The sequence below is a fragment of the Corallococcus sp. AB038B genome, assembly GCF_003668955.1.
Lineage (GTDB): Bacteria > Myxococcota > Myxococcia > Myxococcales > Myxococcaceae > Corallococcus > Corallococcus exiguus.
In genome coordinates this window covers 2,628,499-2,651,523 of the sequence record NZ_RAWO01000001.1, presented here as the reverse complement: position 1 = coordinate 2,651,523, position 23,025 = coordinate 2,628,499, and the positions used below count along the sequence as shown (strand labels likewise).

Sequence of the window (23,025 nt, the reverse complement as noted above, 5' to 3'; positions counted from 1 at the left end):
TCACTCCCCGAAGGGCCCCGTCAGGACACCGCTTCCAGGACGGGGCCCGGGCCGCTGTCCGAGTCCGGGCCCTTGGGCGAGCGCGGCTTCATGCTGCGGCCGGCCACTTCGTACTGCTTGAGCAGACGGCGGAAGTTGGAGCGGTCCACGCCGGCCGCGCGCGCCGCGCTGGACACGTTGTGGTTGTTCTTCTCCAGCAGCGCGGACAGATAGCGGCGCTCGAAGGCGCGCATGGCCAGGCGCTTGGCCTGGGCGTACGGCAGGTGCGCCAGGCTGAACACCTCCACCGCCGAGTCGGCCTGGGGCGCGGCCTGGAAGCCGGGCGGCAGGTCCTCCACGTCGATGACGTCGTTGGCCGTCAGCACCACCGCGCGCTCGATGACGTTCTCCAGCTCGCGCACGTTGCCCGTCCACCGGTTGCAGGTGAGCGCCTCCATGGCGCGCGGGCTGATGCCGGCGACCTTCTTGTCCGCCTTGGAGGCGTAGACCTTGAGGAAGTGGTGCGCGAGCAGCGGCACGTCCTCCGGGCGGTCGCGCAGGGGCGGCAGGTCGATGGTGATGACGTTGAGGCGATAGAAGAGGTCCTCGCGGAACTTGCCCTGCTCCTTCGCGCGGGACAGGTCCACGTGCGTGGCGGCGATGACGCGCACGTCCACCTTCACGGGCTCGTTGGCGCCCACGCGCTTGACCTCACCCTCCTGCAGGACGCGCAGCAGGCGTACCTGGGTGGCCGGGGGCACGTCGCCAATTTCATCCAGGAAGATGGTGCCGCCGTCGGCCGCCTCGAAGAGGCCCTTCTTGTTGCCGGTGGCGCCGGTGAAGCTGCCCTTCACGTGGCCGAAGAGCTCACTTTCCAGCAGCGTCTCCGTCAGCGCGGAACAGTTGACGGCCACGAAGGGCTTGTCGCGGCGCGCGCTGCGGTAGTGGATGGCGCGAGCGACGAGTTCCTTGCCCGTGCCGCTCTCACCCTGGATGAGCACCGTGGCGGTGGAGTGGCTGACCGTCTCCACCAGCTTGAACACGGCGCGCATCTGCGAGGACTGACCGATGAGGTCCTCGAACTGGCTGCGCGCGGTGAGCGCCTCCTCCAGCGCGCGGGTGCGGTCCTTCAGCGCCTTGCGCTCGGCGGCCTTGGCCACCGTGAGGCTGACCTCGTCGATGTTCTCGAAGGGCTTGGTGAGGTAGTCGTACGCGCCCGCCTTCACCGCCTCCACCGCCGTCTCCACGGTGGCGAAGGCCGTCATCATGATGACCTCCACGTCCGGGCGGTCCGCCTTGATGGCGCGCAGCAGGTCCATGCCGGACAGGTGCGGCATCTTGATGTCGAGCACGACCACGTCGATGGACGGATCCTTCGCCGCCGCGAGCCCCTCCACCGCGTCGTCGATGGCGACGACCGGGTGTCCTTCCCGCTGGAGGATCTGGGTGACGGCCTTGAGGACGACGGAGTCGTCATCCACAACGAGGACCTTGGCGCGCTTGACTTGGTTCACGGCAACCTCTCGAGCTGCAGGGGAATAGGCAGGTAGACGATGAAGCGGGAGCCCTGACCCACGTGGGTGTCCACTTGGAACGTGCCCCCGTGGTCCTGGACGATGCGATAGGCGATGGACAGCCCCAGGCCGGTGCCCTCGCCGGGCGGCTTGGTGGTGAAGGACGGCTCGAAGATGCGCGGCAGGTGACGCTCTTCGATGCCCGAGCCGGTGTCCCTCACCGCGAAGAAGGTCCGGTCGCCCTCGCGCCCCGTCTCCAGGGACAGGCGCCCGGCGGCGTTGGGAAGCGCTTGCAGGCCGTTCTGCAGCAGGTTGAGCACCACCTGCGCGAGCGTGCCGGGGTCGCCGTACACCTTGGGCAGCCCGTCCTTCAGGCCCAGCTTCAGCTCCACCTTGGGCATGGACTTGAGCTGCGCGCGGAAGAGCACCGCGGCGTCATCCACGCACTTGGACAAATCAAAGAGGCGGCGGTCCTCCACGCGGCTGTGCCGGCTGAACTTCAGCAGGCTCTCCACGATGCGCTTGCAGCGCAGCGCGCTCTCTTCAATCAGCTTCAGCGACTCCAGGTCGCTCTCGCTGCGGCCCGCGTCGCGGGACATCAGCTGCGCGAAGGCGAGGATGCCGCCCAGCGGGTTGTTGATTTCGTGCGCCACGCCGCCCGCGAGCTGGCCCACCGCGGCCATCTTCTCCGTCTCGATGAGCCGGCGCGTCATCGCCTGCTCTTCCGTGACGTCGCGGTAGGTGCACACCGCGCGGTCATCACCGGCGAAGGGATACGCGGCCACCACGTAGCTGCGCCCGCCCTGCTGCACTTCCCCGCGCGCGCCCTTGCCCGTCTCCATGGCGGAGGGCAGCGGGCAACCCGTGCACGGCGTGTCCCGGCCGAAGAGGTACTGGTGGCAGGGGACGTCGGAAGGCACTTCCTCGATGGAGCGGCGGGCCACCTGCGCGTAGGCCACGTTGGCCCGGCGCACCGCGAAGTCCCGCGCGCGCACCACCGCGAGCGGCGTCTCCATGCAGTCGAAGGACAGCTCCCACTCGCGCTTGGCCGTGGAGAGCAGGCGCGTGCGCAGCGCGACGCGCTCCTCCAGGTCCGCGTTGAGGTGCTTGAGCTCCGCGTTCTGCTCCTGGGTGACGCGGTAGAGCCGGTCGTTCTCCGCGTGGAGCGCGTACTGCTCGAAGGCGCTCTTCACCGTGAGGACCAGGTGGCTGTCGTTCCAGGGCTTGGAGATGAAGCGGAAGATTTCGGAGCGGTTGATGGCCTCTTCGATGGCCTGTTGATCCGCCTGCCCCGTCAGCATGATGCGCTGGGCGCGCGGCTCCTGGAGCTTCACCTGGGTGAGGAACTCCACCCCGTTCATCCCCGGCATGCGGAAGTCGGAGATGACGACCTCCGGATGGAACCGCTCCAGCGTGCGCAGACCCGCTTCGGCGTCCGTCGCCGTCTCGATGTCCCACTCACCGCGGCGCAGCACCCGCCGGATGGACTTGAGGATGTTCTCCTCGTCGTCCACGAGCAGCAGCCGCCCTCGGGCGACTGGGTCCTGCGCCTGCGCTTGAGCTCCGAGGGTTCCCATGGACTTTCCGGAGTTCGACATTTGCAATGGCCTTGCCAAACCGGAGATTTGGATAAACCCCGGCAATCACGTCCTTTTTCAGTGACATGACAAAAAGGGGCAAGGTCATCATAGACCCATGGCACCCAATGGGGTCAAACCCGACTCAGGGTTTTTGACCCGCTGGGTCAGCCAGCCCGTGAGGGCGGCGCGGAAAACAGGGGGGCGGGAGGGTGCAGACAGATGCGGTCGCGACCCTCCCGCTTGGCGCGGTAGAGGGCCTCGTCGGCGGTGAGCAGCAGCTGCTCCGGGGCGAGGATGGCGCGGTGCGGGAAGCTGGAGACGCCCAGGGACGCGGTGACGCGCAGGGCACCCTCCGGGCCGGCGTGCAACTCGTTGATTCCCTTGCGGATTCTCTCCGCCACGGTGAGCGCGCCGGGCAGGTGGGTGCAGGGCAGGAGGATGGCGAACTCCTCTCCTCCGTAGCGGGCCACCAGGTCCGTCTCACGGACGCTGTGCTGGAGGGAGGCGGCCACCTCTCTCAGGACGCGGTCTCCGGCGCCGTGGCCGTGGGCGTCGTTGATGTTCTTGAAGTGGTCCAGGTCCACCAGGATGAGAGAGAGGCTCTCGTCGTAGCGCTGCGAGCGGCGGAACTCCTCGCGCAGGCGCTCCTGGAAGTAACGATGGTTGTGCACCTGGGTCAGGCCGTCCGTCACCGCCAGGCGCCGCAGTTCCTCGACCTGGGAGTGAAGTGACCTCAACCGGGAGTGCGCTTCCAGGCTCCGGAAGAGCCTCAAACGCAGTTCTTCGTCGTCCCATGGGGTCAGAATTACCTCAGCCCCCCTGCGCAGCGCGGCCAGGCGCAAGGCGCGGTCTTCCGGGGGGGCCAGGACCACCACGGCGGGTTGGGGCGCCGGTTGCGGTGGGGTGAGGGCCTCCAGGATGCCCAGCGCCTTACCCTCGTCGGGGCCGCCGGAGCAGAGCAGGACGCCGTCTACCTCCTGGGTCAGCCCGAGCGCCTCCGGCCCGGAGCGAGCCACACGGAGCGCGAAGTCCTCCGGGCCGAGCGCGCGCACCAGCTGAGGCAGCAGTGCCTGTGAATCGTCCACGACCAGAAGCGTGTAGGGCTGGGTTTTCACCGTGTCCCCATAAAATGATGACTAGGCGGTACTATAGGGGTTTCCCACAAGAAGGGCCAAGGGGTTTGCCTGTGGGTAGGGGCTCTGCTAGCGAGCCCGCGTTTCCTTCCGGACGGAACGCGCGCGACATGACGACCGTGGCCAAGTACCCGAGCATCAGCCTCTTCTTCCCCGCTTGGAACGAAGAGGACTACGTGGAGCGCGCGGTGAGCCGCGCACTGGAAGTGCTACCGAAGCTCACCGACGACTTCGAAATCATCGTCGTCAATGACGCCTCCACGGACCGGACCCAGGAGGTCTGCGACGCGCTGGCGGCGAAGGTGCCTCAGTTGCGGGTCATCACCCACCCCGTGAACCTGAAGCTGGGCGGAGCGATGCGCACGGGGCTGGCGGCGAGCACGAAGGACCTGGTGCTGTACTCGGACATCGACCTGCCGTGGGACATGCGCGAATTGGAGCGGGCGCTGCACCTGATGGGCTACCTGGAGGCGGACATGATCTGCGCCTTCCGGTTCGACCGCACGAGCGAGGGCGCCAAGCGCATCGTGTACTCGTTCGTCTACAACCTGCTCATCCGGGCGCTGTTCGACATCCAGATCAAGGACGTGAACTTCAGCTTCAAGCTGATGCGCCGCCAGGTGCTGGAGTCGATGGAGCTCCGGAGCCAGGGCTCGTTCATCGACGCGGAGCTGGTGGTGAAGGCCATCCGCAAGGGCTTCCGCGTGTTCCAGATGGGCGTGGACTACTTCCCGCGAACGCGCGGCATCTCCACGCTGGCGTCGCCGTCCGTCATCCTGAAGATGGTGAAGGAGCTGGTGGCGCTGTACCCGGAGACGCGCTCGCCGTCGCCGCCGGTCAAGCCCGTGCGCCTGCCGCCGTCCGTGCAGCAATTGCGTTCGGTGCCGGGCAACGCGGGGCGCGGGTAGGACGGACATGGCGTCGCGCACCCGCCTCATCGTCAACGCGGACGACCTGGGCCTGCATCCGTCACTGGACGCGGGCATCCTCAAGGCGCACCGCGAGGGCATCGTGACCAGCGCGACACTGCTGGCCATGGGGCCCTCCGCGGCGGAGGCCGTGGGATTGGCGAAGGCGCAGGGGCTGGCGGTGGGCGTGCATCTGGCGCTGTCCACGCGGCTTCCCTGCGCGGCCCCCTCGGAGGCCGTGCGGACGGTGGCGCCGGGCGGACGGCTGCGGGGCAACTGGGCGGAGTTCGCGAAGGCGTGGGTGACGGGGCGGGTACGGAGGGAAGAGCTGGAGCGGGAGCTGTCCGCGCAGCTCTTCCGCGCTCGTGAGCTGGGCGCGAAGGTAGATCACCTGGACGGGCACCAGCACCTGCACCTGTTGCCGGGGGTGCGGTCGGTGGTGGAGGGCATCGCCGCGCGCGAGGGTCTGCCGCTGCGGTGGCCGGATGCGCTGCCGCGCGTGTCATGGCTTCGGGCTCCCGGGCCGGCATTGAAGACGACTGTGCTGGCGGTGCTGGCGCGGACGGCACCTCGAGCCCGGCCGGGCGTGCGGCGGGTGAGCGCGGGCGGCGTGTTCGAGGCGGGCCGGCTGGATGAGTCCGCGCTGCTGGCGGTGCTGGACTCGCTGCCGACGGGGGACTTCGAGCTGGGGTGCCACCCCGGGGAGGGCGCTCCGCATGTGCCGGAGGATCCAGCGTGGACCTATGGCTGGGAGGCGGAGCTGGTCGCGCTCACCAGTCCCCGCGTGAAAGCGAAGCTCGTGGAGCGGGACATCACGCTCGCGAACTACGGCGCGCTGGGCTGACGGGCCGCGGAAACCTGTCCGACTGTCGGACAGGCCTGGAGGTGGCCCGCCAAGCGCGCGTGGGCTTCTTCAGCGGGCCTCGGCGTCGTAGAGCAGGTGCGGCGTCGTGTAGCCCGCGCCCAGGCCCACGACTTCACGCACTTCGAAGCCTGCGTCGCGCAGGAGCCGCACGCCGTCGACTCGCGGCTTGAGCACCATGCCGCCGCTGGCCTTGGTGCGCCCCAGGAGCGACACCATCACCCACTCCTGCGCGAGCGCCTTCGCGTGCTTCCAGGAGCGGTCGCCTTCCACTTCCTTCAGGAGGAAGCGGCCTCCGGGCTTGAGCAGGCCGCGCACGGACTGGAGGAAGCCGGGCCACCGCTCATCGGGCAGCAGGTACAGCACGTCGCAGACCACCACCGCGTCGAGGGTGTGCGGCTGCGTCCTCGCGAGCTCTTCCACGGAGCCCACGTCGAGCGTCACGTTGGGCAACCCCGACAGGGCCTGCTTCGCCCAGTACACCTTGCGCTCGTCCAGGTCCACTCCGAGCACCCGGCGCTCCGGCATCGCGAGCGCCATCACCGCGGACAGGAGGCCGTGCCCGCAGCCGATGTCCGCCACCGTCCCGGCGGGCAGACGCGACGCCACCGCGAGCAGGGGGGCTGAGGACGCCCGCGCGTGCACGTGGAAGCGCTCGCTCGCGGGCAGGTGCGCGTAGAGCTCCAGCGCCCGGGACATGAGCCCGCTCATGACACGGCCTCCGCGCTCGGGTCCACGGCTCGTCCCATCCGTCCGCTCATGACACGTACTCCGCCGCTCCGAAGGCCACCGTCAGCGCCAGCATCACGCAGGCACTCGTGGCGAGCACTCCCCACCTCAAGCGGGGACGTTCGCGTAGCAGCAGCGCCAGCGTGAGGAACAGCGGGAAGGCTGCCAGCAGGTAGCGCCCCATGCCCATGAAGTCCTTGCTGGACAGTGCGGGCAATCCCACGATGGCCAGCGTGTACACGCCATAGCCCCACCCCAACCGCTTCACCGTGGGCCACACCAGCGCGAGCGCCCCCACCGTGACGGCCGCGTGCCCCATCAGCCTGAAGCCGTCCGACAGCGACATCTCCCGACTGAAGCCCTGGAACCAGCGCAGCTTCGCCCACGTGCGCCAGCCCGGCTTCTGGTCCCACCCCGGCGCGGACTGCACCTTCACGAACGCGAACGGCTCGCCGAACGCCTTCCATTGGTAGAGCACGTACAGCACGAAACCCGCCGCCGCGAACACCGGCAGCAGGTCCATCAGGTTCCACTTCAGGCCGCGCTCGTGCTTCCACTCCAGCCGCCGCGCCAGCAGGCCCACCACCAGCGCGGGAGCCACTGGACGCGCCGCCGTGGCCACCGCCGCGAGCAGCACCGCCCACCCCAGCTGCCCTCGCTCCAACAGCAGGAACGCTCCGATGATGAGCAGGAGGAACAGCGCGTCCGAATACATCGCCCCGTAGAGGAAGAACGCGAACGGATAGAACGCCAGCAGCAGCCCCGCGTTCCTCGCCGCCTCTTCATCCGCCCGCGTGCGCGCCCACAGCGTGAAGACGTACAGCGCGCCCAGGCCGCACAGCATGGTGACGACCACGCCCGCGAGGAACGTGTCCATGGACAGCAGGCCCAGTCCGCGCAGCACCAGGGGATACAGCGGGAAGAACGCCACAGGGCTCTGCTGGCCGGGCGTGTAGCTGTAGCCCGCCGTCGCGATGTGCGCGTACCAACCGGCGTCGAAGTGCGTCCAGCCCAGGAGGATGGGAGCGCCCGGCCACGTCAGCCGCGCGGGGCTGTAGCCCTGCGGGAACATCATCGCGGACACCGCTACCAGCGCGGTGCACACCGCCAGGGCCGCGAGCCCGGCGGTCAGAACAACACGAGGAGCGGAACGGACCATGTGGGACATGCCCCTTGGTCCAGAACCGCCCCTCGCGTCAAGTCAGGCCCGGAAACGGGGAGAGAACCGTTTGAGGTCCCCTCACCGCCCGGTGCGTCACGTGCTCAGGACTCGTAGAAGCCCTTGTTGGCGCGCACCTTCTCCACCAGCAGCGGCGCGGGCGTGAAGCGCTCGCCGTACTTGTCCTGGTAGTGCTCCAGCTTGCGCAGCAGGTTGGCCGGGCCCAGGGCGTCCGCGTACCGGAACGGGCCGCCCAGGAACGGCGGGAAGCCCAGGCCGAAGATGGCGCCCACGTCGCCGTCGCGCGGGCTGCGCAGGATGCCTTCACCCAGGCAGCGGATGGCCTCGTTCACCATCTGCAGCGCGACGCGTTCCGCCATCTCCGCGGGGTCCAGGGACTTGCGGTCCTTGCCGTGCGGAAGGAGCAGGTAGACCTGCGGGTCCACCTCCTTCTTCTTCCCGTTCTCGTACAGGTAGAAGCCCTTGTTCGTCTTGCGGCCCAGGCGGCCGTCGGACACCACGCCCGCCAGCGCCTTGGGCGCCACCATGCGCTTGCCGAACGCGGCCTCCATGATGGGCCCCACCTTCTGGGCCACGTCGATGCCCACCTCGTCCAGCAGCGTGATGGGCCCCACCGGGAAGCCGAAGTCCACCAGCGCCTTGTCCAACTGGACGATGTCCGCGCCTTCCGCCAGCAGGTACGCCGCCTCGTTCATGTACGGCGCGAGGATGCGCGACGTGTAGAAGCCCGGCCCGTCGTTGACGACGATGACCGTCTTGCCCTGCTTCTTGCCCACGTCCACGCAGGTCGCCGTCACCCACTCCGCCGTGCCCGGGTGCGTGATGATCTCCAGCAGCGGCATTTTGTGGACCGGGCTGAAGTAGTGCATGCCAATCACCTGCGAGGGGCGCTTGCTGCCCTTCGCCAGCTCGCCAATGGGCAGGCTGGAGGTATTGGACGCGAAGATGGTGTTCTCGCCGGTGACGGCCTCCACCTCCGCGATGACCTGGTGCTTGAGCTTCAGGTCCTCGAAGACCGCTTCGATGATCAGGTCCACCGACTTGAAGCCACTGTAGTCCGTGCCCGCGGTGATGTTGGACAGCTTCGCGTTGGACTCGAGCCGCGTGAGCGAGCGGCGCTTCACGCGCTCATCCAGCACCGTCTGCACCTGCTTGAGCGCGCGGCCCGCGCCCGCGTCGTCCCGGTCCTTCACGCGCACGGGCACGCCCTGGAGCACGCCGGCCACGTAGGCGATGCCGCCGCCCATGAGGCCGCCGCCCAGCACGCCCACCTTCTTCACTTCGCGCGGCTTCAGGTTGGGGTTGGAGGTGCCGTTCTCCTTCTTCAGCGCCGTGGTGGCGAAGAAGATTTCCACCAGGCGCCGCGACACGTCCGTGAACACCAGCTCGCCAAACGCCTTCGCCTCCGCCTCCAGGCCCGCCTTGCGACCGGACTCCAGGCCCACGCGGATGACCTGCAGCGCCTTCTCCTGCGCGGGGTACTTGCCGCGCGTCTTCTTCAGGAGCTGCTTCTTCGCCTGGTCGAACATCACCTTGCGGCCGAGCGGGTTGTCCTCCAGCGCCGCTTCCTTCCAGAGGTCCTTGTTGATGAGCCCCTGGAAGAGCCCGGCGATGCCCTTCTTCTTGCTGCTCTGGGCCACGGCCTTGAAGCCCTGGTGCGAGCGCTCCACCTTCAGCGTGCCCGCCGCCAGCTCCGCCGCGCGCTTGAGCGCGAGGTCCTTGAGCATGGGCACCGGCACGACTTCATCCACGACGCCCAGCTTCTTCGCCTTGGACGGCTTGACGTTCTTGCCGGTGAGGATGAGGTCCAGCGCGGCCTCCGCGCCAATCAGCGCGGGCAGCCGCTGCGTGCCGCCGGCGCCGGGAATGAGGCCCAGCTGCGTCTCCGGCAGGCCCACCACCGACTTGGGGCTGTCCGTGACGATGCGGTAGTGACACGCGAGCGCCCACTCCAGACCGCCGCCCAGACACGCGCCGTGGATGGCCGCGACCACGGGCTTGGAGAAGGCCTCCAGCCGGTCGAACTCCGCGTGCGCGGCGCGGCTGATGGCCTCCACGTCCGCCGGGGACTTGATGGTCTGCAGGAAGTCGATGTTCGCGCCAGCGACGAAGTTGTCCTTCTTGCCGGAGATGAAGACGACGGCCTTCACCTCCGGGTCCCGCTCCGCCTGAAGGAGCAGGTCGGAGAACGCGGCGCCCACGTCCGGGGACAGCGTGTTCACCGGCGAGCCCGGCTGGTCCACGGTGATGACCGCGACGCCGTTCGTGACGTCGTAGCTCAAGCCTTGCTTCGCTTCGACTGCCTCTTGCTTGGTCGCCATCACGCACGCTCCAGGATGACCGCGGCGCCCAGGCCACCCGCGGCGCAGACGGTGCACAACACCGTGTTCTTGTTCCGACGCTTCAGCTCATTCAGGGCCTGCGTGATGATGCGCGCGCCCGTGGCACCGAACGGGTGCCCGATGGAGATGGAACCCCCCGTCACGTTCAGGATGGACCGGTCCACCTCGCCGACCGGCGCGTTGAAGCCCGCCTTCTTCGCGAACTCCTTGGACGCCAGCGCCTGGAGGTTGCTCGCCACCTGCGCGGCGAAGGCTTCGTGCATCTCCACCAGGTCGATGTCCGCGAGCTTCATCCCCGCGCGCTTGAGCGCCACGGGCGCCGCGTACGCCGGGCCCTGGAGCAGCTGGTCGCCCGGGTCGGTGGCGGCAAAGGCGTGCGAGCGCAGGAAGCCCAGCGGCTCGTAGCCCAGCGCCTTCGCCTTCTCCTCGCTCATGAGCAGCAGCGCCGCGGCGCCGTCCGTCAGCGGGGACGCGTTGCCGGCGGTGACGCTGCCATAGCGGCGGTCGAACACCGGCTTGAGCTTGGACAGCGCCTCCAGGCTGGTGTCGTCGCGCACGATGTTGTCCTTCGTGGCGGTCTGCTCGTACTTCGGCGGCACGGTGACGTGCATCACCTCACCGTCGAACAGGCCTTCCTTCCACGCGCGGGCCGCGTTCTGGTGCGAGTTGAACGCGATGAGGTCCTGCTCCTCGCGGGTGATGCCGTTCTCCTTGGCCATCTTCTCCGCGCTCTCGCCCATCGTCTCGCCGGTGGAGTACTCGGCGATGGCGGGGGGCACGGGGATGAGGTCCTTGGCCTTGAGCTTCTGGAAGGGCTTGAGCTTGTCCGGAAGGCTCTTGCCCTTGGACGACGCGGCCAGCGCGTGCGCCAGCGGGCGGCTGGTGAAGATGGGCGCGTCCGACAGGGACTCGGTGCCGCCGGTGATGACGACGTCCGCGTCCCCCAGCGCGATGGCGTTGGCGCCCGCCACCATGGACTGGATGGACGTGGCGCAGGCACGCGCCACCGTGAAGGCGTCAATGCGCTTGGGCAGGCCCGCCGCCAGCACGACTTCGCGCGCGATGGACGGCGCGGTCAGCGTGGGGATGACCTGTCCGAAGACGAGCTGGTTGATTTCGTTGGGGTCCAGGTCGCTGCGCTGCACCAGCTCCTGGACCACCATCCGGCCCAGGTCCAGCGCCGTCAGGTTCGCGAAGACGGTGCCCGCCTTCGCGAACGGCGTCCGCAGACCGCGAACGATGGCCACCCGCCGGTGGCCGTTGCGCTTCTCGCTTGCCATGTGTGCCTCACCCTCTGTGAAACGAGTGAGGCGCTTCTAACGGCGGGCAATGCACCGCGTCAATGTCGGATTGATTCTTGAGTCAACTGCTCGCCAGTCGGCCGGGCGGGGGATTGTTCAGCCGAGCGTGCCCTGGCGGAGGGCGGCGCCGTGCTTGTGGACGGCCTCCACGAGGAACTTCGCGGCGTCCGGGTCGGTGGGCGGGAGGATGCCGTGGCCCAGGTTGAAGATGTGCCCGGTGGGGCCGGCGCGGCGGAGGATGTCCTTCACGCGGCCGTCCAGCTCTTCTCGGGGGAGGAAGAGGTGGAGCGGATCCAGGTTGCCCTGGGTGGCGACGTCCGGCCCGAGGATGCGGCGGCCCTCGTCCACGGGGCAGCGCCAGTCCAGGCCGATGACGTCCGCGCCGGTGCGCTTCAGGAGCGGCAGGTGCGGCGTCATGTTCACGCCGAAGAGGATGACGGGGACGCCGGTGGCCTTGAGCTCCGTCACCATCTCGGTGAGGTACGGGAGGCTGAAGCGTTCGAAGTCCCAGGGGGACAGCTCGCCGCCCCAGGAGTCGAAGATTTGAACAATCTTCGCGCCGGCCTCCACCTGCATCTTGAGGTACGGGATGAGGGTGTCGGTGAGCTTCCGGAAGAGGCGGTGGGCGACCTCGGGCTGCTCGAAGAGCAGGCGCTTGATCTGGATGTAGCTCTTGGAGCCGCCGCCCTCGACCATGTACGCGGCCAGGGTGAAGGGCGCGCCCGCGAAGCCGATGACGGGCACGGAGTCGTTGATGGCCTTGCGCGTGCGGCGGATGGCCTCGGCGACGAAGCCGGTGCCTTCCACGGGGTCGGGGACGCCGAGCTTGTCGATGTCCGCGGGCGTGCGCAGCGGGTTGGGGAAGTGGGGGCCCTTGTCACCCAGCTCCAGGTGGATGCCCATGGCCTCCACGGGGATGAGGATGTCGGAGAAGATGATGGCCGCGTCCACGCCCAGGCGGGTGATGGGCTGGACGGTCACTTCCGCAGCCAGGTCCGGGTTCTTGCAGAGGTCCAGGAACGCGATGTTGCCGCGGATGGCGCGGTACTCGGGCAGGTAGCGGCCCGCCTGACGCATCAGCCACACGGGGGTGGTGTCGGTGGGCTGGCGGCGCGCCGTGCGCAGGAGTCGGTCGTTCACGTCATCACCTTCGGGCAAGGAGGAGTCGGGGACCCCGCCTATTTACGGGAAACGCGGGCGAATGGGCCCAGAACGTTTCCACCCTCCGGATGCTTCCCTCCGGGACGGCCGGGCTCAGAGCACCCGGCGGCGGTGCGGCAGCAGTGGCTCCATGCGCCGCAGCTCCTCGGGCGTCAGGTCCAGCGTCGCGGCGCCCAGCGCGTCCTCCAGCGTGGCGAGCCGGCTGACGCCCGGGATGGGCACCACGCAGGGCGACACGGCGCGCACCCAGGCCAGCACGAAGCGGTGGACGGAGACCCCCCGCTCGCGCGCCAGGGCCTCCAGGCCCGGAAGGGCGCCCAGCTCCTTCACCCGCCCCGGCCCTCCCAACGGGCTCCAGGCCAGGAAGGCCAGCCCCTCGTCCTCGCAGCAGGCGACGACGTTGTTGAAGACGGAGGCCCGCTGCCAGGGGCTGAGCTCGTTCGTCACGGAGACCACGGGCACCACGCGCCGTGCACGCTGCAGCAGGGGCAGTGTCACGTTCGAGAGGCCGATGTGCCGCACCCAGCCCTGGTCCACCGCCTCCCGGGCCACCGCCAGACACGCTTCAATGGGATGGCGCGGATCCACGGCATGCAACTGCCAGAGGTCGATGGGCTTCTTTCCTCCCAGCGCCTCGAAGCTTCCCCGGATGGCCCGGCGCAGGTGCTCCGGATCCACGTTCACCACCCACGCCCCGCCCGGGCGCACCATGCCGCCCTTGGTGGCGACGGTGACGCCGGACGTGTCCCCTGAATAGGACTGGAGCGCCCGGTGGATGAGCCGTTCGTTCTCGTGCTGCTCGGAGTCATCCCTGCCGTAGGAATCCGCCGTGTCGATGAGGGTGACCCCCAGCGCCAGCGCCCGGTGGAGCACGGCGATGGCGTCGGCCTCGGAGGGCCGGCTCGCGGACGACAGGTGAAGGGCCCCCAGCCCCACCCCGCCCACGCCGGACAGGGCCGGGCCGCCCGCCCGCGGGGCCTCAGGCCGCGGCATGGAAGGAGGCCGTCATGTGCTTGAGGAGGCGTCCGAGGTAGCGGTCGGAATAGCCCAGCAGTTCCCGGACGGCCTCGTCGGGGCGCGGCGTGCTCCCCTCGCGCGCCACCTGGTATTCCGCCCAGGGCACCTCCCGGAGCACGTTCGAGACGCGCTGGCGCACGCCGCTGAAGCGCGCGGCCACGTCCGAGGGACGCTCCGCCAGGGGAGCGGAGGCAGCCGGCGGGGGCGCATCGAAGCCTCCCGGCATCGTCCGCCCCAGCGCGGCCATGACCTCGCGGGCCCGTGCCGTCTCGACGGCTTCCAGGTGGGCAACGAGCGCCGGCACCGTGCTCGCCTCGGAGGCGCCAGGCACTGGCGCGACGGGCTTCTCCAGGTCCGCTGGCGACAGGTGGGCGAGGCGCGTGGCGAACTCCCGGGCCTCGCGGTCATAGAGGTCCAGCAGCAGGTGGACGTACCCGCCGCCAGGCGGAGGCGCGGGGTCGAACGTCCGCAGCAGCCCGTTGAGCCAGTCGAGGAAGCGCTGGCCCGCGACGCCCAGCTCGTCCCGGGCGCCCATCAGCTTCTCCCCCAGGTAGGTGGCCCGGTCGAAGGACTGGCGCAGGGAGAGCTCCAGCTCCGCGCTGTCCACCGGACCGAAGCGGGGCGCCAGCTCCGCGGCGCGCTCCCGGGCCCGGGCGAAGAACAGCGCGAGCGCCGTGTAGACGTGCGTCACGCTGATTGAGCGGTTGACGTGCCACTGGCTGGCGCCGCTCAGCTGGACGCGATGCCAGGGCGGGTTGATGACGGGGGACTCATCCACCGAGTAGCCCTTGCGCAGCATCGAATGGGTGTGCTCCAGGTCCATGAACTTCTGGTGCAGCCCCTCGTGCAGCAGGAACTCCGCCGCGGACCAGGGGTTCCGCAGGACGTTCGGCGCCAGGAAGATGGTCCCCAGGATGAAAGGGTTCGTCAGCGACGTGAAGGCCGGCTCCTCGCCAGGCATCAGGGGCCGCCGCGCCGGCACGTCCGCGACGACGACGACCTGCACATGCGCCAGGGTGCTCCGCGCCAGGTCCGGAACCAGCGTCTCCAGCAGCTCCGCGCCCCGCACCAGGTTGTCCAGGATGCGGGCGTCGGGCGTCGCGGGGATGAGGTGGGGCACGCGCTCGTGGAGCAGCGCCCGGAAGTGATGCGCGAACGCGTCCTCCTCCCGTTCCTCCCGCCAGATCCACCCGTGGTGGGCGGCGGCGCCCAGCCGGTCCAGCGCCACGACGCCCTCCGCCAGCGGCGAGCGCTCCGGTGCCGCCAGGAGCAGTGCGGTCCGCCGCAGCAGGTCCGCGCACTCCGCCGCGTCCGGCTGTGGGAGGTGGAGCCGGTGGTGCCCGAGCAGCTTGTGGACGGCGGAGCGGAACACCGGATCCCCGATGGTCCGCGTGCGCCCCACCGGGTCCGCCGCGCGCAGGGCCTCCAGGACGGCGGTGGCCGCTGGCACGTCCGGGGCGAGCATGGCCAGCTGCCGCTCGTACCGGCCCAGGGTGCAGCCGTTGATGTAGTCGCCGTCACCAAACGGGCGCATGAGCGCCAGCGACCTCTCCATCTCATGCAGGACTTCTGGAGCCAACGTGGCAAAAGCCATGGGGTGCCTCGGGAAGGGGGATGACGCGTGCGGAAGGGTCTTCCGGGACGCTTCAGCTGGGAGGAGCCGCGCGGAGGGGCTGGAAGCGCGCCGAGGACATGTCGTTGAGCTGGGTGCTGGAGCTGACCACCATGTCGCGCACCAGCTCGCTCAGGGGCTTCTCCGTCTCCGGCTCTCGCGTGCCCAGGAAGTGTTCGGACGAGACCGCGCGCAGCAGGCTCGCCACCGTGCCCCGGGTCGAGTTGAAGAGCCCGGGCAGTTCCGCGTCACTGAGGCCCGACAACCGGGTCGAGGTGATCCGCTCCGCCTGCTCGCGCAAAGAGGCGCTCGCCGAGGCATCTCCCACGGAGGCGGCGATCCTCACCGCGACGCCCAGTTCGCCGCGCAGCATCTCCGAGACCTTCTGGCGCAGGCCCTGGCCCCGCTCCTCCGCGACGGCCTCCGGCAGCGCACGCAGGCTCGCCAGCAGCACGTTGAACTCCTTGGCTTCGCGCTCGTAGAGGTCCAGGAACAGGTGGGCGTTTCCGTCCTGGGGAAGCGCTCCCGCCCCCAGCTCGTTCAGCAGCCCCATCATCCAATCCACCATGCGCTGGCCCCCGATGCCCAACTCCTCCCAGCAGTCGCGGCGCAGCATGCCCCCCAGGTAGTGCGCGCGCTCCAACGCGCGGCGCCGCTGCGGCACGGGCTCGTATCCGTTCAACGGTCCATGGACGGCCTGGATCCGCTCGGGCTCACGCGCCAGCCGCTCCGCGTAGAGCGCCAGGTGGAGATAGACATGCATGGCCGCGAGCGAGCGGCATGCCGGCCACTCATTCGTGGCATCCGGATGCGAGCGGTTCCAGAGCGAACGGATGACCGGCGAGCGGCCCGCGTTGTAGCCGCGCTTGAGGATGGCATGGGTGTGCTCGATGTCATGCAGCTTCAGGTGCAGGGACTCATGCAGCAGGCTTTCCGCGGCCTTGTAGGGATTGCGCAGCATTCCCATGCTCAGGAACAGCGCCCCGGGGATGGTGAAGGTGGTGAAGGAGTCATAGGAGAAGCGGCGGTTGGGATTGTCCCAGGCCTGCCGGTTCACCACGTCCGTCACGCCCACCACATAGGCATGGTCCAGCACGCTGCGCGTCACCCGCGGCAGCACGTCCTCCAGCAGGGCCACGGCGCCACGCAGGACGCCCATCGTGGCCTCGTCCGGCGTGCGGAGCACGGAGCTGGACTTCTCATGGTCGAACAGCTCGCGGAAGCCCTGTGCCCACACGTCCTCCTCGCGCTCGTCGCACCAGACCCAGGGATGGTGCGCGGCCTCCCCCAGGGGCAGCCTGCGTGAGGCCCCGTTTTCAGTGGGGGATTCGCGCCGCCCCTCCGCCAGCAGCCGCCGGGCGCCCTCGAACACGGCCCGGTAGCGCTCGAGCGGAAGGTCCTTCACCCCGGTCTCCATCCCACCCAGCGCGGCGTTGAGCGTGGCGCGCAGGACGGTGTCGCCCAGCACCGGGTAGCGGTCCTCCGGAGAGGCCGCCTTCCAGGCGGCGAGCAGGGGCTCCAGCTCCGGAAGGTGGCGCACGAGCATCTCCAGCCGCCGGGTATAGAAGGTGACGGAGCGGTCGTTGATGTAGCGCCAGTCCCCGAAGGGGACGTTCAGCGCCATCGCGGCTTCAATCTCATCCAACGTCCGAGGCTCGTTCATGCTCATGGTCATCACCACCGCGAAGGGAACAGGGTCCACGGCACCCGTAAAAGGTGCCAGAGGCCACGGCAAGGGGCACCGTGCCTCCGGCGCGACGGTGCCTGTCCGCTCACGCGTCAGACCCGCCGCTTGAAGAACCGCTCAGCTGTCGCGGCTCAGTCCGGCTTCAGGCCCGAGTAGGTCGTCTTGCAATAGGTGTCGCACTTGACGGGCGAGATGATGAGACCGCCCGTGACCGCCTCGAGGTCGTCCGGCGACAGCTGCGTCTCCTGGATCCAGGACTCCAACACCGGCGCGCTGTTCTCGGGGGTTTCCTTCTTCATGGTCTGCCTCTTTCACAGGGGACTGCGGGTGATGTGGCATGCATGCCGGGTCTCCGCTCCGGCCCCAGGGCTCCGAGAGAGCATGAAGCCACGGTCCCGGACCTCCCCCGACAGGCATTGACAGTATTCACAGGTCGCCAATGAATTACAAGACACAGACCCGCTTAACCTTGACTGTCATTCTTTCAGACAAACCAGCCACACTCTTCCAGTCTTGCGCAAACAGTCTTCCATTCCCTCCAAGGCTTTCGCTAAAGGAGGGTTCGCTCTAGAGTGGGAGCGGATGGTCCTCCGAGTCCTGACAGGCCTTGCGGCATTGGCGCTCCTCGCGCTCCTTGGCTGGGCGGCCTCGCCGCGGCCTTCCCACCTGCCCCCCCGTATGCCTTCACCCGCGGTGGACGCACCGCGCAAAGACACACAGCGTCAAAGCCAGACGGAACCCTTCCTGGGCGTGCTCATTTCCACCGAGACCGTGGAGTTGGCGCCACGCGTTGAAGGCCGCCTGGAAAGCATTCAGGTCCACGTGGGTGACGCGGTGCGGACCTCGCAGGTCGTCGCGGTGCTGGACACCGGCGTGGAGCAGCGCGAGCTGGCCATCGCGAAGGCGGAGCTGCTGTCCGCGCGCGCCGCCGCGGAGGTGGCGACGCTGGCGCTGGAGCAGGCCGGGGAGCGGCTGCGCCGCAGGGAAGACCCCCGGCAGCTGTCGCTGGGAGCGCTCTCTGAGGAGGAGCTGGCGACGACGCAGTACGAGCGGCGCATGGCGCAGGCGAAGCTGGATGCGGCGCGGGCGGAGGTGCAGGAGTCCGAGGCGCGGGTAGCCCAGTACCAGCAGCGCATCAACGAGGCCTCGCTCCGGGCGCCCTTCGCGGGGGTCGTGGCGGGCCGCTACGCGGACCCCGGAGCCCTGGTGCGCTCCGGCCAGGCGGTGATCCACCTGCTGCGCGGCGGAAAGCGGCAGGTGCGCTACGCGGTCCCGGAGCCCCTGGCCCGGGAGGTGCGGGTGGGCCAGACGGTGCGGGTCCAGGCCCAGGGCCTGGAACAGCGGCTCACCGGGCAGGTGGCGCACGTGGCCCCCGAAGTGGACGCGGCTTCCCGGATGCTCTTCGTCGTCGCGGACCTGGACGGGGCTTCCGAGCTGCCCTCCGGCGCGGTGGTCCAGGTGTCCGCCGGTTCGCGGGAAGAAGGCACCGGGCCCGTACCGCCTCCCCCCGGACAGGAGTGAGCATGGCGCCCAGGACATCCATCTTCCGCAAGCAGGCGCTGGAGTACTACCAACAGGGGAGCCGGGGCCGGGGCGACATCCTGCGCATCGCGCCGGGTTGGACGCGCTGGAGCTCCCGGCTGCTCACCGGCGCCCTGGCGGCGGGGCTGGTCCTCTGCGTCTTCAGCAGCATGAACGACTACGCCTCTGGCCCGGCGCTGGTGCGCGTGGAGGGGCACACGCACCTGACGGTCCCCAGCGAAGGCGTGGTGGCCACGGTCGAGGTCCAGCCGGGCCAGCGGGTGTTGGCGGGGCAGACGCTGGTCACGTTCGTCGCGCAGGCCGAGGAGAGCACCCTCGCCCGCGTGCGCCGTGAGTTCGAGCTCCAGCTCATCCGCGTGTTGAGGGACCCGTCCGACCAGGCCGCACGGCAGGCCCTGACGACGCTGCGCGCCGAAAGAGAGTTGGCACAAGCCCGGGTGGAGGCCCGCGCCCTGCGGGCGCCCTTCCAGGGCGTGGTGGGGGACGTGCGCATCCAGCCCGGCCAGTACCTCACGCCCGGAGCGCGGGCTCTCTCTCTCGTGGGGGACGAGGCGCCGCTCACGCTGCAGGCCTTCCTGCCGGGCTCCTCGCGGCCCTTCCTGCACCCGGGCATGCCGTTGCGCGTGGAGCTGGACGGCTTCCGGTACGACTACCACGACGTGTTCATCGAGTCGGTGGGGGACCAGGTCATCGGGCCCACCGAGCTGCGCCGCTACCTGGGCGCGGAGCTGGCGGACGCGGTGAAGGTGGAAGGTCCCATCGTCCTGGTGAATGCCCGCCTGGCCGCGAGGACGTTCAAGAGCGAGGGGCGCACCCTGCACTACTTCGACGGAATGCCCGGCCGGGCCGAGCTGCCCATCCGCACGGAGCGGCTGCTGTGGATGATCATTCCAGGCCTCAAGGGAGGGCTTCGCCATGAACCCTGAGGACAGGCGTGGCCTCCTGGAGCGGTTTCCCGCGCTGCGGCGGTTGCGCACGCCTTCGCGAAGGCGCTCCATCCCCGAAGTGCGGCAGATGACCGTGGCGGACTGTGGCGCCGCCTGCCTGGCCATGGTCCTGGGCTATTACGGCCGCGTCACCAGCCTTGAAGAGGTGCGCACCGTCACCGGCGTGGCGCGGGACGGGACCACCGCCAACACCATCCTGAACGCGGCGCGGCAGTTGGGGCTGCGCGGACGCGGCGTCTCCATCGACCTGGACCGGCTGCCCTTCCTTCCCCGGGGCACCATCCTCCACTGGGAGTTCGCCCACTACGTCGTCTTCGACGGGCGCCTGCGGGAGGGCGTCGCGCTGGTGGATCCGGAGCGCGGACGGCGCGTCGTCTCCCTGGAGCAGTTCAGCCAGAGCTTCACGGGTGTGGCGTTGCTCCTGGAGCCGGGCCCGGAATTCCAACCGGGCACGCCTCGCAAGGATGCATTCCGGTACCTGGCGCCCCTGTTGCGCGAATCGGATGCGCTGCTCCACGTCATCCTCATGTCGGGCGCGATGCAGCTCTTCGCGCTCGCGCTCCCGGTGCTGACCGGCCTGTTGGTGGACCGGGTGGTCCCCCGAGGAGACCACTCGCTGCTGGGGGTCCTGGCGGTCCTGCTGGCCACCATCATCCTCTTCCAGTTCCTGGCATCGCTCATCCGGGGGCACCTGCTGCTGGAGCTGCGCACGCGCGTGGACTCGGACATGACGTTGGGGTTCCTGGACCACCTGGTCAGCCTGGCCTACCCCTTCTTCCAGCTGCGCCCGGTGGGCGACCTGATGATGCGTTTGAACATCCAGTCGCGCCTGCGGGAGGTGCTGTCGTCCGCGGCCATCTCCACGCTGCTGGACGGCTCCCTGGTCCTGCTCAACCTGGGGCTGCTGTTCCTGGCGGACGCGAGGCTGGGGCTGCTGGTGCTGGGGCTGGGAGGCCTGCAGCTCCTGGTCTTCCTCATCCCGCTGCGTTGGCAGCGCAGCCTCTTTTCCCAGTACCTAGACCTGGAGGCGAAGAACCAGGACCATCAGATCAACATCCTGTCGAGCATGCAGACGCTGAAGGCCTTTGGCGTAGAGCAGCAATCCGTCCAGACCTACTCCAGCTTCTACGTGGATGTGCTCAACGTGGCCCTGGCGCGGGGCCGGCTCACCACCTGGGTGGATTCACTGAGCAGCGCGCTGCGGCTCGCCTCGCCGCTGCTCATCCTGTGCGTGGGCGCCTTCCAGGTCCTGGGCGGAAAGCTGTCGCTGGGGGAGATGCTCAGCCTCAGCGCCCTGGCCACCGGCCTGCTGGTGCCCCTGTCCAACCTGGTCAACACCGGCGGGCAACTGCAGTACCTGGGCAGCTTCCTGGAGCGCATCAACGACGTGCTGGATGCGCCTCCGGAACGGCCCGCCTCCAGGCCCGGCGCCACGATGACGCTCCAGGGCGCCATCGAATTGAGGGACGTCTCCTTCCGCTATCACCCGGCGTCGCCCCTGGTCGTCCAGGACATCTCGCTGCGCATCGAGGCAGGTCAGATGGTCGCCATCGTCGGGCGGTCCGGCGCGGGAAAGAGCACCCTGGCCAACCTGCTGCTGGGGTTGTACCTGCCGACCTCCGGCCGAGTGCGCTACGACGGCGTGGACCTGGAGGATCTGGACCTGCGCAAGATGCGCAGTCAGCTGGGCATCGTCCTCCAGGACCTGTCGCTGCTGGGCACGACCGTGCGCCACTGCATCGCGCTCGGGGATCCGGAGCTGCCCTTGGACCGCATCATCGAAGCGGCCCGGGTGGCGCACATCCACGACGACATCATGGCCATGCCGCTGCAGTACGAAACGCCCCTGGCGGACCGGGGGCAGTCGCTCTCCGGTGGGCAGCGGCAGCGGCTGGCGTTGGCGCGGGCCCTGGTGCGCCGGCCGGTCATCCTGCTGCTGGACGAGGCCACGAGCGCCCTGGACGCCTTGACCGAGCAGGAGGTCCAGCGGGCCATCTCCACGCTGAATTGCACGCGCATCGTCATCGCCCACCGGCTGAGCACCGTGCGCAACGCGGACATCATCCTGGTGATGCACGAAGGGCAGGTGGTGGAGGTGGGCACCCACGATGAGCTGCTGGCGCGCCACGGGTTCTACGAAAAGCTGGTGAACGTCCAGCTCGAACGGCCCCATGCCCTGGCAGGTTGACCCCATGGGCCTTGAGGAAAGACCCTCCATGGCCTGTCTGCTCCGAGGTCTGCTCGCGATGCTCCGTCCGCCCCTCTTCCTCTGCGCGCTCCTGGGTCTGGGCGGATGTACAGCAAGCCGGCCCCCCCTCACGACGCCGCGTCCGGTGACCCTGCGGTTCCTGCAGTCACCCTATGCGGACTACCTCTTCTTCCTCTTCTACCGGGACACGGAACGGGTCCCCGCGCTGGAGTCCGTTCCGCTGGGGGACGTCCCGACGCTGGACTCGCTCATCGCGCTCCCGGAGATGGTGGCCTCCAGCCAGATTGAACGTTACGAGGACATCTTCACGCTGCTCACCCCCTACCAGTCGCTCAGCGGGCGGGTCGCGTTGAAGCCCGTTCCCCGCATCCTCGCGTACAGCGAGGACCTGCCATCCTATGAGGCGCTCCATCACATCGTCACGCTCGGGCAGGGGGCCTTTCCCGCCTTCTTGAAGATCTGGCGGGAGCAGGTGCTTCCGGAGGAGGAGCGGACGCTTCGCGTCTGGCGGGAGCAGGCGGAGCAGTGCGCGCCCATGGAGCGGCTCCAGACGCTCACGCGCCTGAGGTTCCCGTCGGATTCGCTCGACGTGGCGTCGCTCCTCTTCCACCCCTCGGGGAGCGCGAACTACAGCCCGCCGGGCGTCTACAGCAGCACGTTCCCCATCCCCAACCTGCCCTGGACCCTGGGCCACGAAGCCACCCATCTCCTCGTCGACGTCCACGTGGGCGCCAACTGGCAGCGCTTCCCGTCCGCCCCCGAGGCCATCCAGCGGGCGGAGGCCGCGGGACTCAAGGCAGGCGATCTGGAAGAGGCGCTGTCGCTGCTCATGCAGGTCAAGCTGGCGCAAGCCTGTGGCACGAAGCCCCTGGACTACCGGATCTCCGCCCGGTTCGAGGCCGGGGATCCAAAGCGCACGCTGCTGGAGGCCCTGGAGCAGGACTGGGAGGCCTATCTGGGCTCCCCCCACCGCTGGCCCACGGTCGTGGACTACCTGGTGTCCCAGGCGCTCGCGGTCCTGCCGCGCTGAGCCTGGTGCCGCTCCGCTACCCTATCTCCATGACCTGGATGAGCCGCTACGTTCCGAGCCTGCTCGCGCTCGCATGCATGTCCTGTGCGGCGGGAAGGACCGCCGCTCCCGCCCGGCCGCGGTGGCCGCTGCCTCAGGAGTTGGTCCGCTGGGAGCCGGTTCCTGGGGTGAGTGTCATCGCGCCTCGGGTGCCTCCTGGCGAAACAAAACCGCACCGCTCAGGGCCGTATGCCAGGTGCTGGCACGACAAGGCCGGCGACGAACTCCTCCTCAAATTCGATGAGCCCCGGCC

Annotated in this window: 18 protein-coding genes; 6 read left to right on the top strand and 12 right to left on the bottom strand. The window is 69.2% G+C overall.

The window, feature by feature from the left end; translation table 11 throughout:
* Positions 1–20: 20 nt before the first annotated feature.
* From D7Y04_RS10935 to D7Y04_RS10925, 3 genes are all read right to left on the bottom strand, one after another.
* Entirely contained in the window at positions 21–1,493 is a 1,473-nt protein-coding gene (locus tag D7Y04_RS10935) for a sigma-54 dependent transcriptional regulator (protein ID WP_120597987.1), read from the bottom strand.
* Positions 1,490–3,070: an ATP-binding protein gene (locus tag D7Y04_RS10930; protein WP_120597988.1), complete on the bottom strand. Its 1,581-nt coding sequence runs from the start codon at positions 3,068–3,070 to the stop codon at positions 1,490–1,492. The genes D7Y04_RS10935 and D7Y04_RS10930 overlap by 4 nt, the downstream gene beginning before the upstream one ends.
* 167 nt (positions 3,071–3,237) lie before the next feature.
* Positions 3,238–4,188, bottom strand: coding sequence for a diguanylate cyclase (locus D7Y04_RS10925; RefSeq protein ID WP_120597989.1), 951 nt, complete (start codon positions 4,186–4,188; stop codon positions 3,238–3,240).
* 137 nt (positions 4,189–4,325) lie between these two features.
* Here D7Y04_RS10925 and D7Y04_RS10920 point away from each other — a divergent pair, with 137 nt between their 5' ends.
* Together D7Y04_RS10920 and D7Y04_RS10915 are read left to right on the top strand one after the other, a co-directional pair.
* Positions 4,326–5,114: a glycosyltransferase family 2 protein gene (locus tag D7Y04_RS10920; protein ID WP_120597996.1), complete on the top strand. Its 789-nt coding sequence runs from the start codon at positions 4,326–4,328 to the stop codon at positions 5,112–5,114.
* A 7-nt stretch (positions 5,115–5,121) separates the two neighbouring features.
* The gene (locus D7Y04_RS10915) at positions 5,122–5,958 is read left to right on the top strand and encodes a ChbG/HpnK family deacetylase (RefSeq protein ID WP_121759175.1); all 837 of its coding nucleotides are present in this window, start codon (positions 5,122–5,124) and stop codon (positions 5,956–5,958) included.
* Between the two features lie 69 nt (positions 5,959–6,027).
* Here the strand turns inward: D7Y04_RS10915 and D7Y04_RS10910 are convergent, their stop codons facing one another.
* The 9 genes from D7Y04_RS10910 to D7Y04_RS44400 form a co-directional block, all read right to left on the bottom strand.
* Positions 6,028–6,687 (bottom strand): class I SAM-dependent methyltransferase, encoded by a 660-nt coding sequence (locus tag D7Y04_RS10910; protein WP_121759174.1) that lies wholly within the window; start codon positions 6,685–6,687, stop codon positions 6,028–6,030.
* 46 nt (positions 6,688–6,733) lie between these two features.
* Positions 6,734–7,864, bottom strand: coding sequence for a mannosyltransferase family protein (locus D7Y04_RS10905; protein ID WP_121759342.1), 1,131 nt, complete (start codon positions 7,862–7,864; stop codon positions 6,734–6,736).
* A 104-nt stretch (positions 7,865–7,968) separates the two neighbouring features.
* On the bottom strand, positions 7,969–10,206 hold the full coding sequence (gene fadJ / locus D7Y04_RS10900) for a fatty acid oxidation complex subunit alpha FadJ (RefSeq protein ID WP_121759173.1): 2,238 nt from the start codon (positions 10,204–10,206) through the stop codon (positions 7,969–7,971).
* Positions 10,206–11,507 carry an acetyl-CoA C-acyltransferase FadI gene (gene fadI / locus D7Y04_RS10895; RefSeq protein WP_120597993.1) on the bottom strand — a complete coding sequence of 434 codons (1,302 nt, stop codon included), beginning with the start codon at positions 11,505–11,507 and terminating at the stop codon, positions 10,206–10,208. The genes fadJ and fadI overlap by 1 nt, the downstream gene beginning before the upstream one ends.
* 117 nt (positions 11,508–11,624) lie before the next feature.
* Positions 11,625–12,668 carry a uroporphyrinogen decarboxylase gene (gene hemE / locus D7Y04_RS10890; RefSeq protein WP_120563822.1) on the bottom strand — a complete coding sequence of 348 codons (1,044 nt, stop codon included), beginning with the start codon at positions 12,666–12,668 and terminating at the stop codon, positions 11,625–11,627.
* A 114-nt stretch (positions 12,669–12,782) separates the two neighbouring features.
* A complete protein-coding gene (locus D7Y04_RS10885; protein ID WP_121759172.1) occupies positions 12,783–13,682 on the bottom strand; it encodes an aldo/keto reductase in 900 nt (299 codons plus the stop codon).
* The gene (locus D7Y04_RS10880) at positions 13,669–15,261 is read right to left on the bottom strand and encodes a hypothetical protein (RefSeq protein WP_121759171.1); all 1,593 of its coding nucleotides are present in this window, start codon (positions 15,259–15,261) and stop codon (positions 13,669–13,671) included. The genes D7Y04_RS10885 and D7Y04_RS10880 overlap by 14 nt, the downstream gene beginning before the upstream one ends.
* A 91-nt stretch (positions 15,262–15,352) precedes the next feature.
* Complete coding sequence (locus tag D7Y04_RS10875) at positions 15,353–16,987, bottom strand: hypothetical protein (RefSeq protein WP_147477083.1); 1,635 nt, start codon at positions 16,985–16,987, stop codon at positions 15,353–15,355.
* Between the two features lie 149 nt (positions 16,988–17,136).
* The gene (locus D7Y04_RS44400) at positions 17,137–17,304 is read right to left on the bottom strand and encodes a hypothetical protein (protein ID WP_158627488.1); all 168 of its coding nucleotides are present in this window, start codon (positions 17,302–17,304) and stop codon (positions 17,137–17,139) included.
* 283 nt (positions 17,305–17,587) lie between these two features.
* Between D7Y04_RS44400 and D7Y04_RS10870 the strand changes: the two genes are divergently transcribed.
* From D7Y04_RS10870 to D7Y04_RS10855, 4 genes are read left to right on the top strand one after another with little or no spacing between them, the layout of a single operon-like run.
* The gene (locus D7Y04_RS10870) at positions 17,588–18,526 is read left to right on the top strand and encodes an efflux RND transporter periplasmic adaptor subunit (protein WP_121759169.1); all 939 of its coding nucleotides are present in this window, start codon (positions 17,588–17,590) and stop codon (positions 18,524–18,526) included.
* 2 nt (positions 18,527–18,528) lie between these two features.
* A complete protein-coding gene (locus D7Y04_RS10865; protein WP_121759168.1) occupies positions 18,529–19,473 on the top strand; it encodes an HlyD family efflux transporter periplasmic adaptor subunit in 945 nt (314 codons plus the stop codon).
* Positions 19,463–21,682 (top strand): peptidase domain-containing ABC transporter, encoded by a 2,220-nt coding sequence (locus D7Y04_RS10860; RefSeq protein ID WP_121759167.1) that lies wholly within the window; start codon positions 19,463–19,465, stop codon positions 21,680–21,682. Before D7Y04_RS10865 ends, D7Y04_RS10860 begins: the two co-directional genes overlap by 11 nt.
* Before the next feature lie 28 nt (positions 21,683–21,710).
* Entirely contained in the window at positions 21,711–22,733 is a 1,023-nt protein-coding gene (locus tag D7Y04_RS10855; RefSeq protein WP_147477082.1) for a hypothetical protein, read from the top strand.
* Positions 22,734–23,025: the final 292 nt, after the last annotated feature.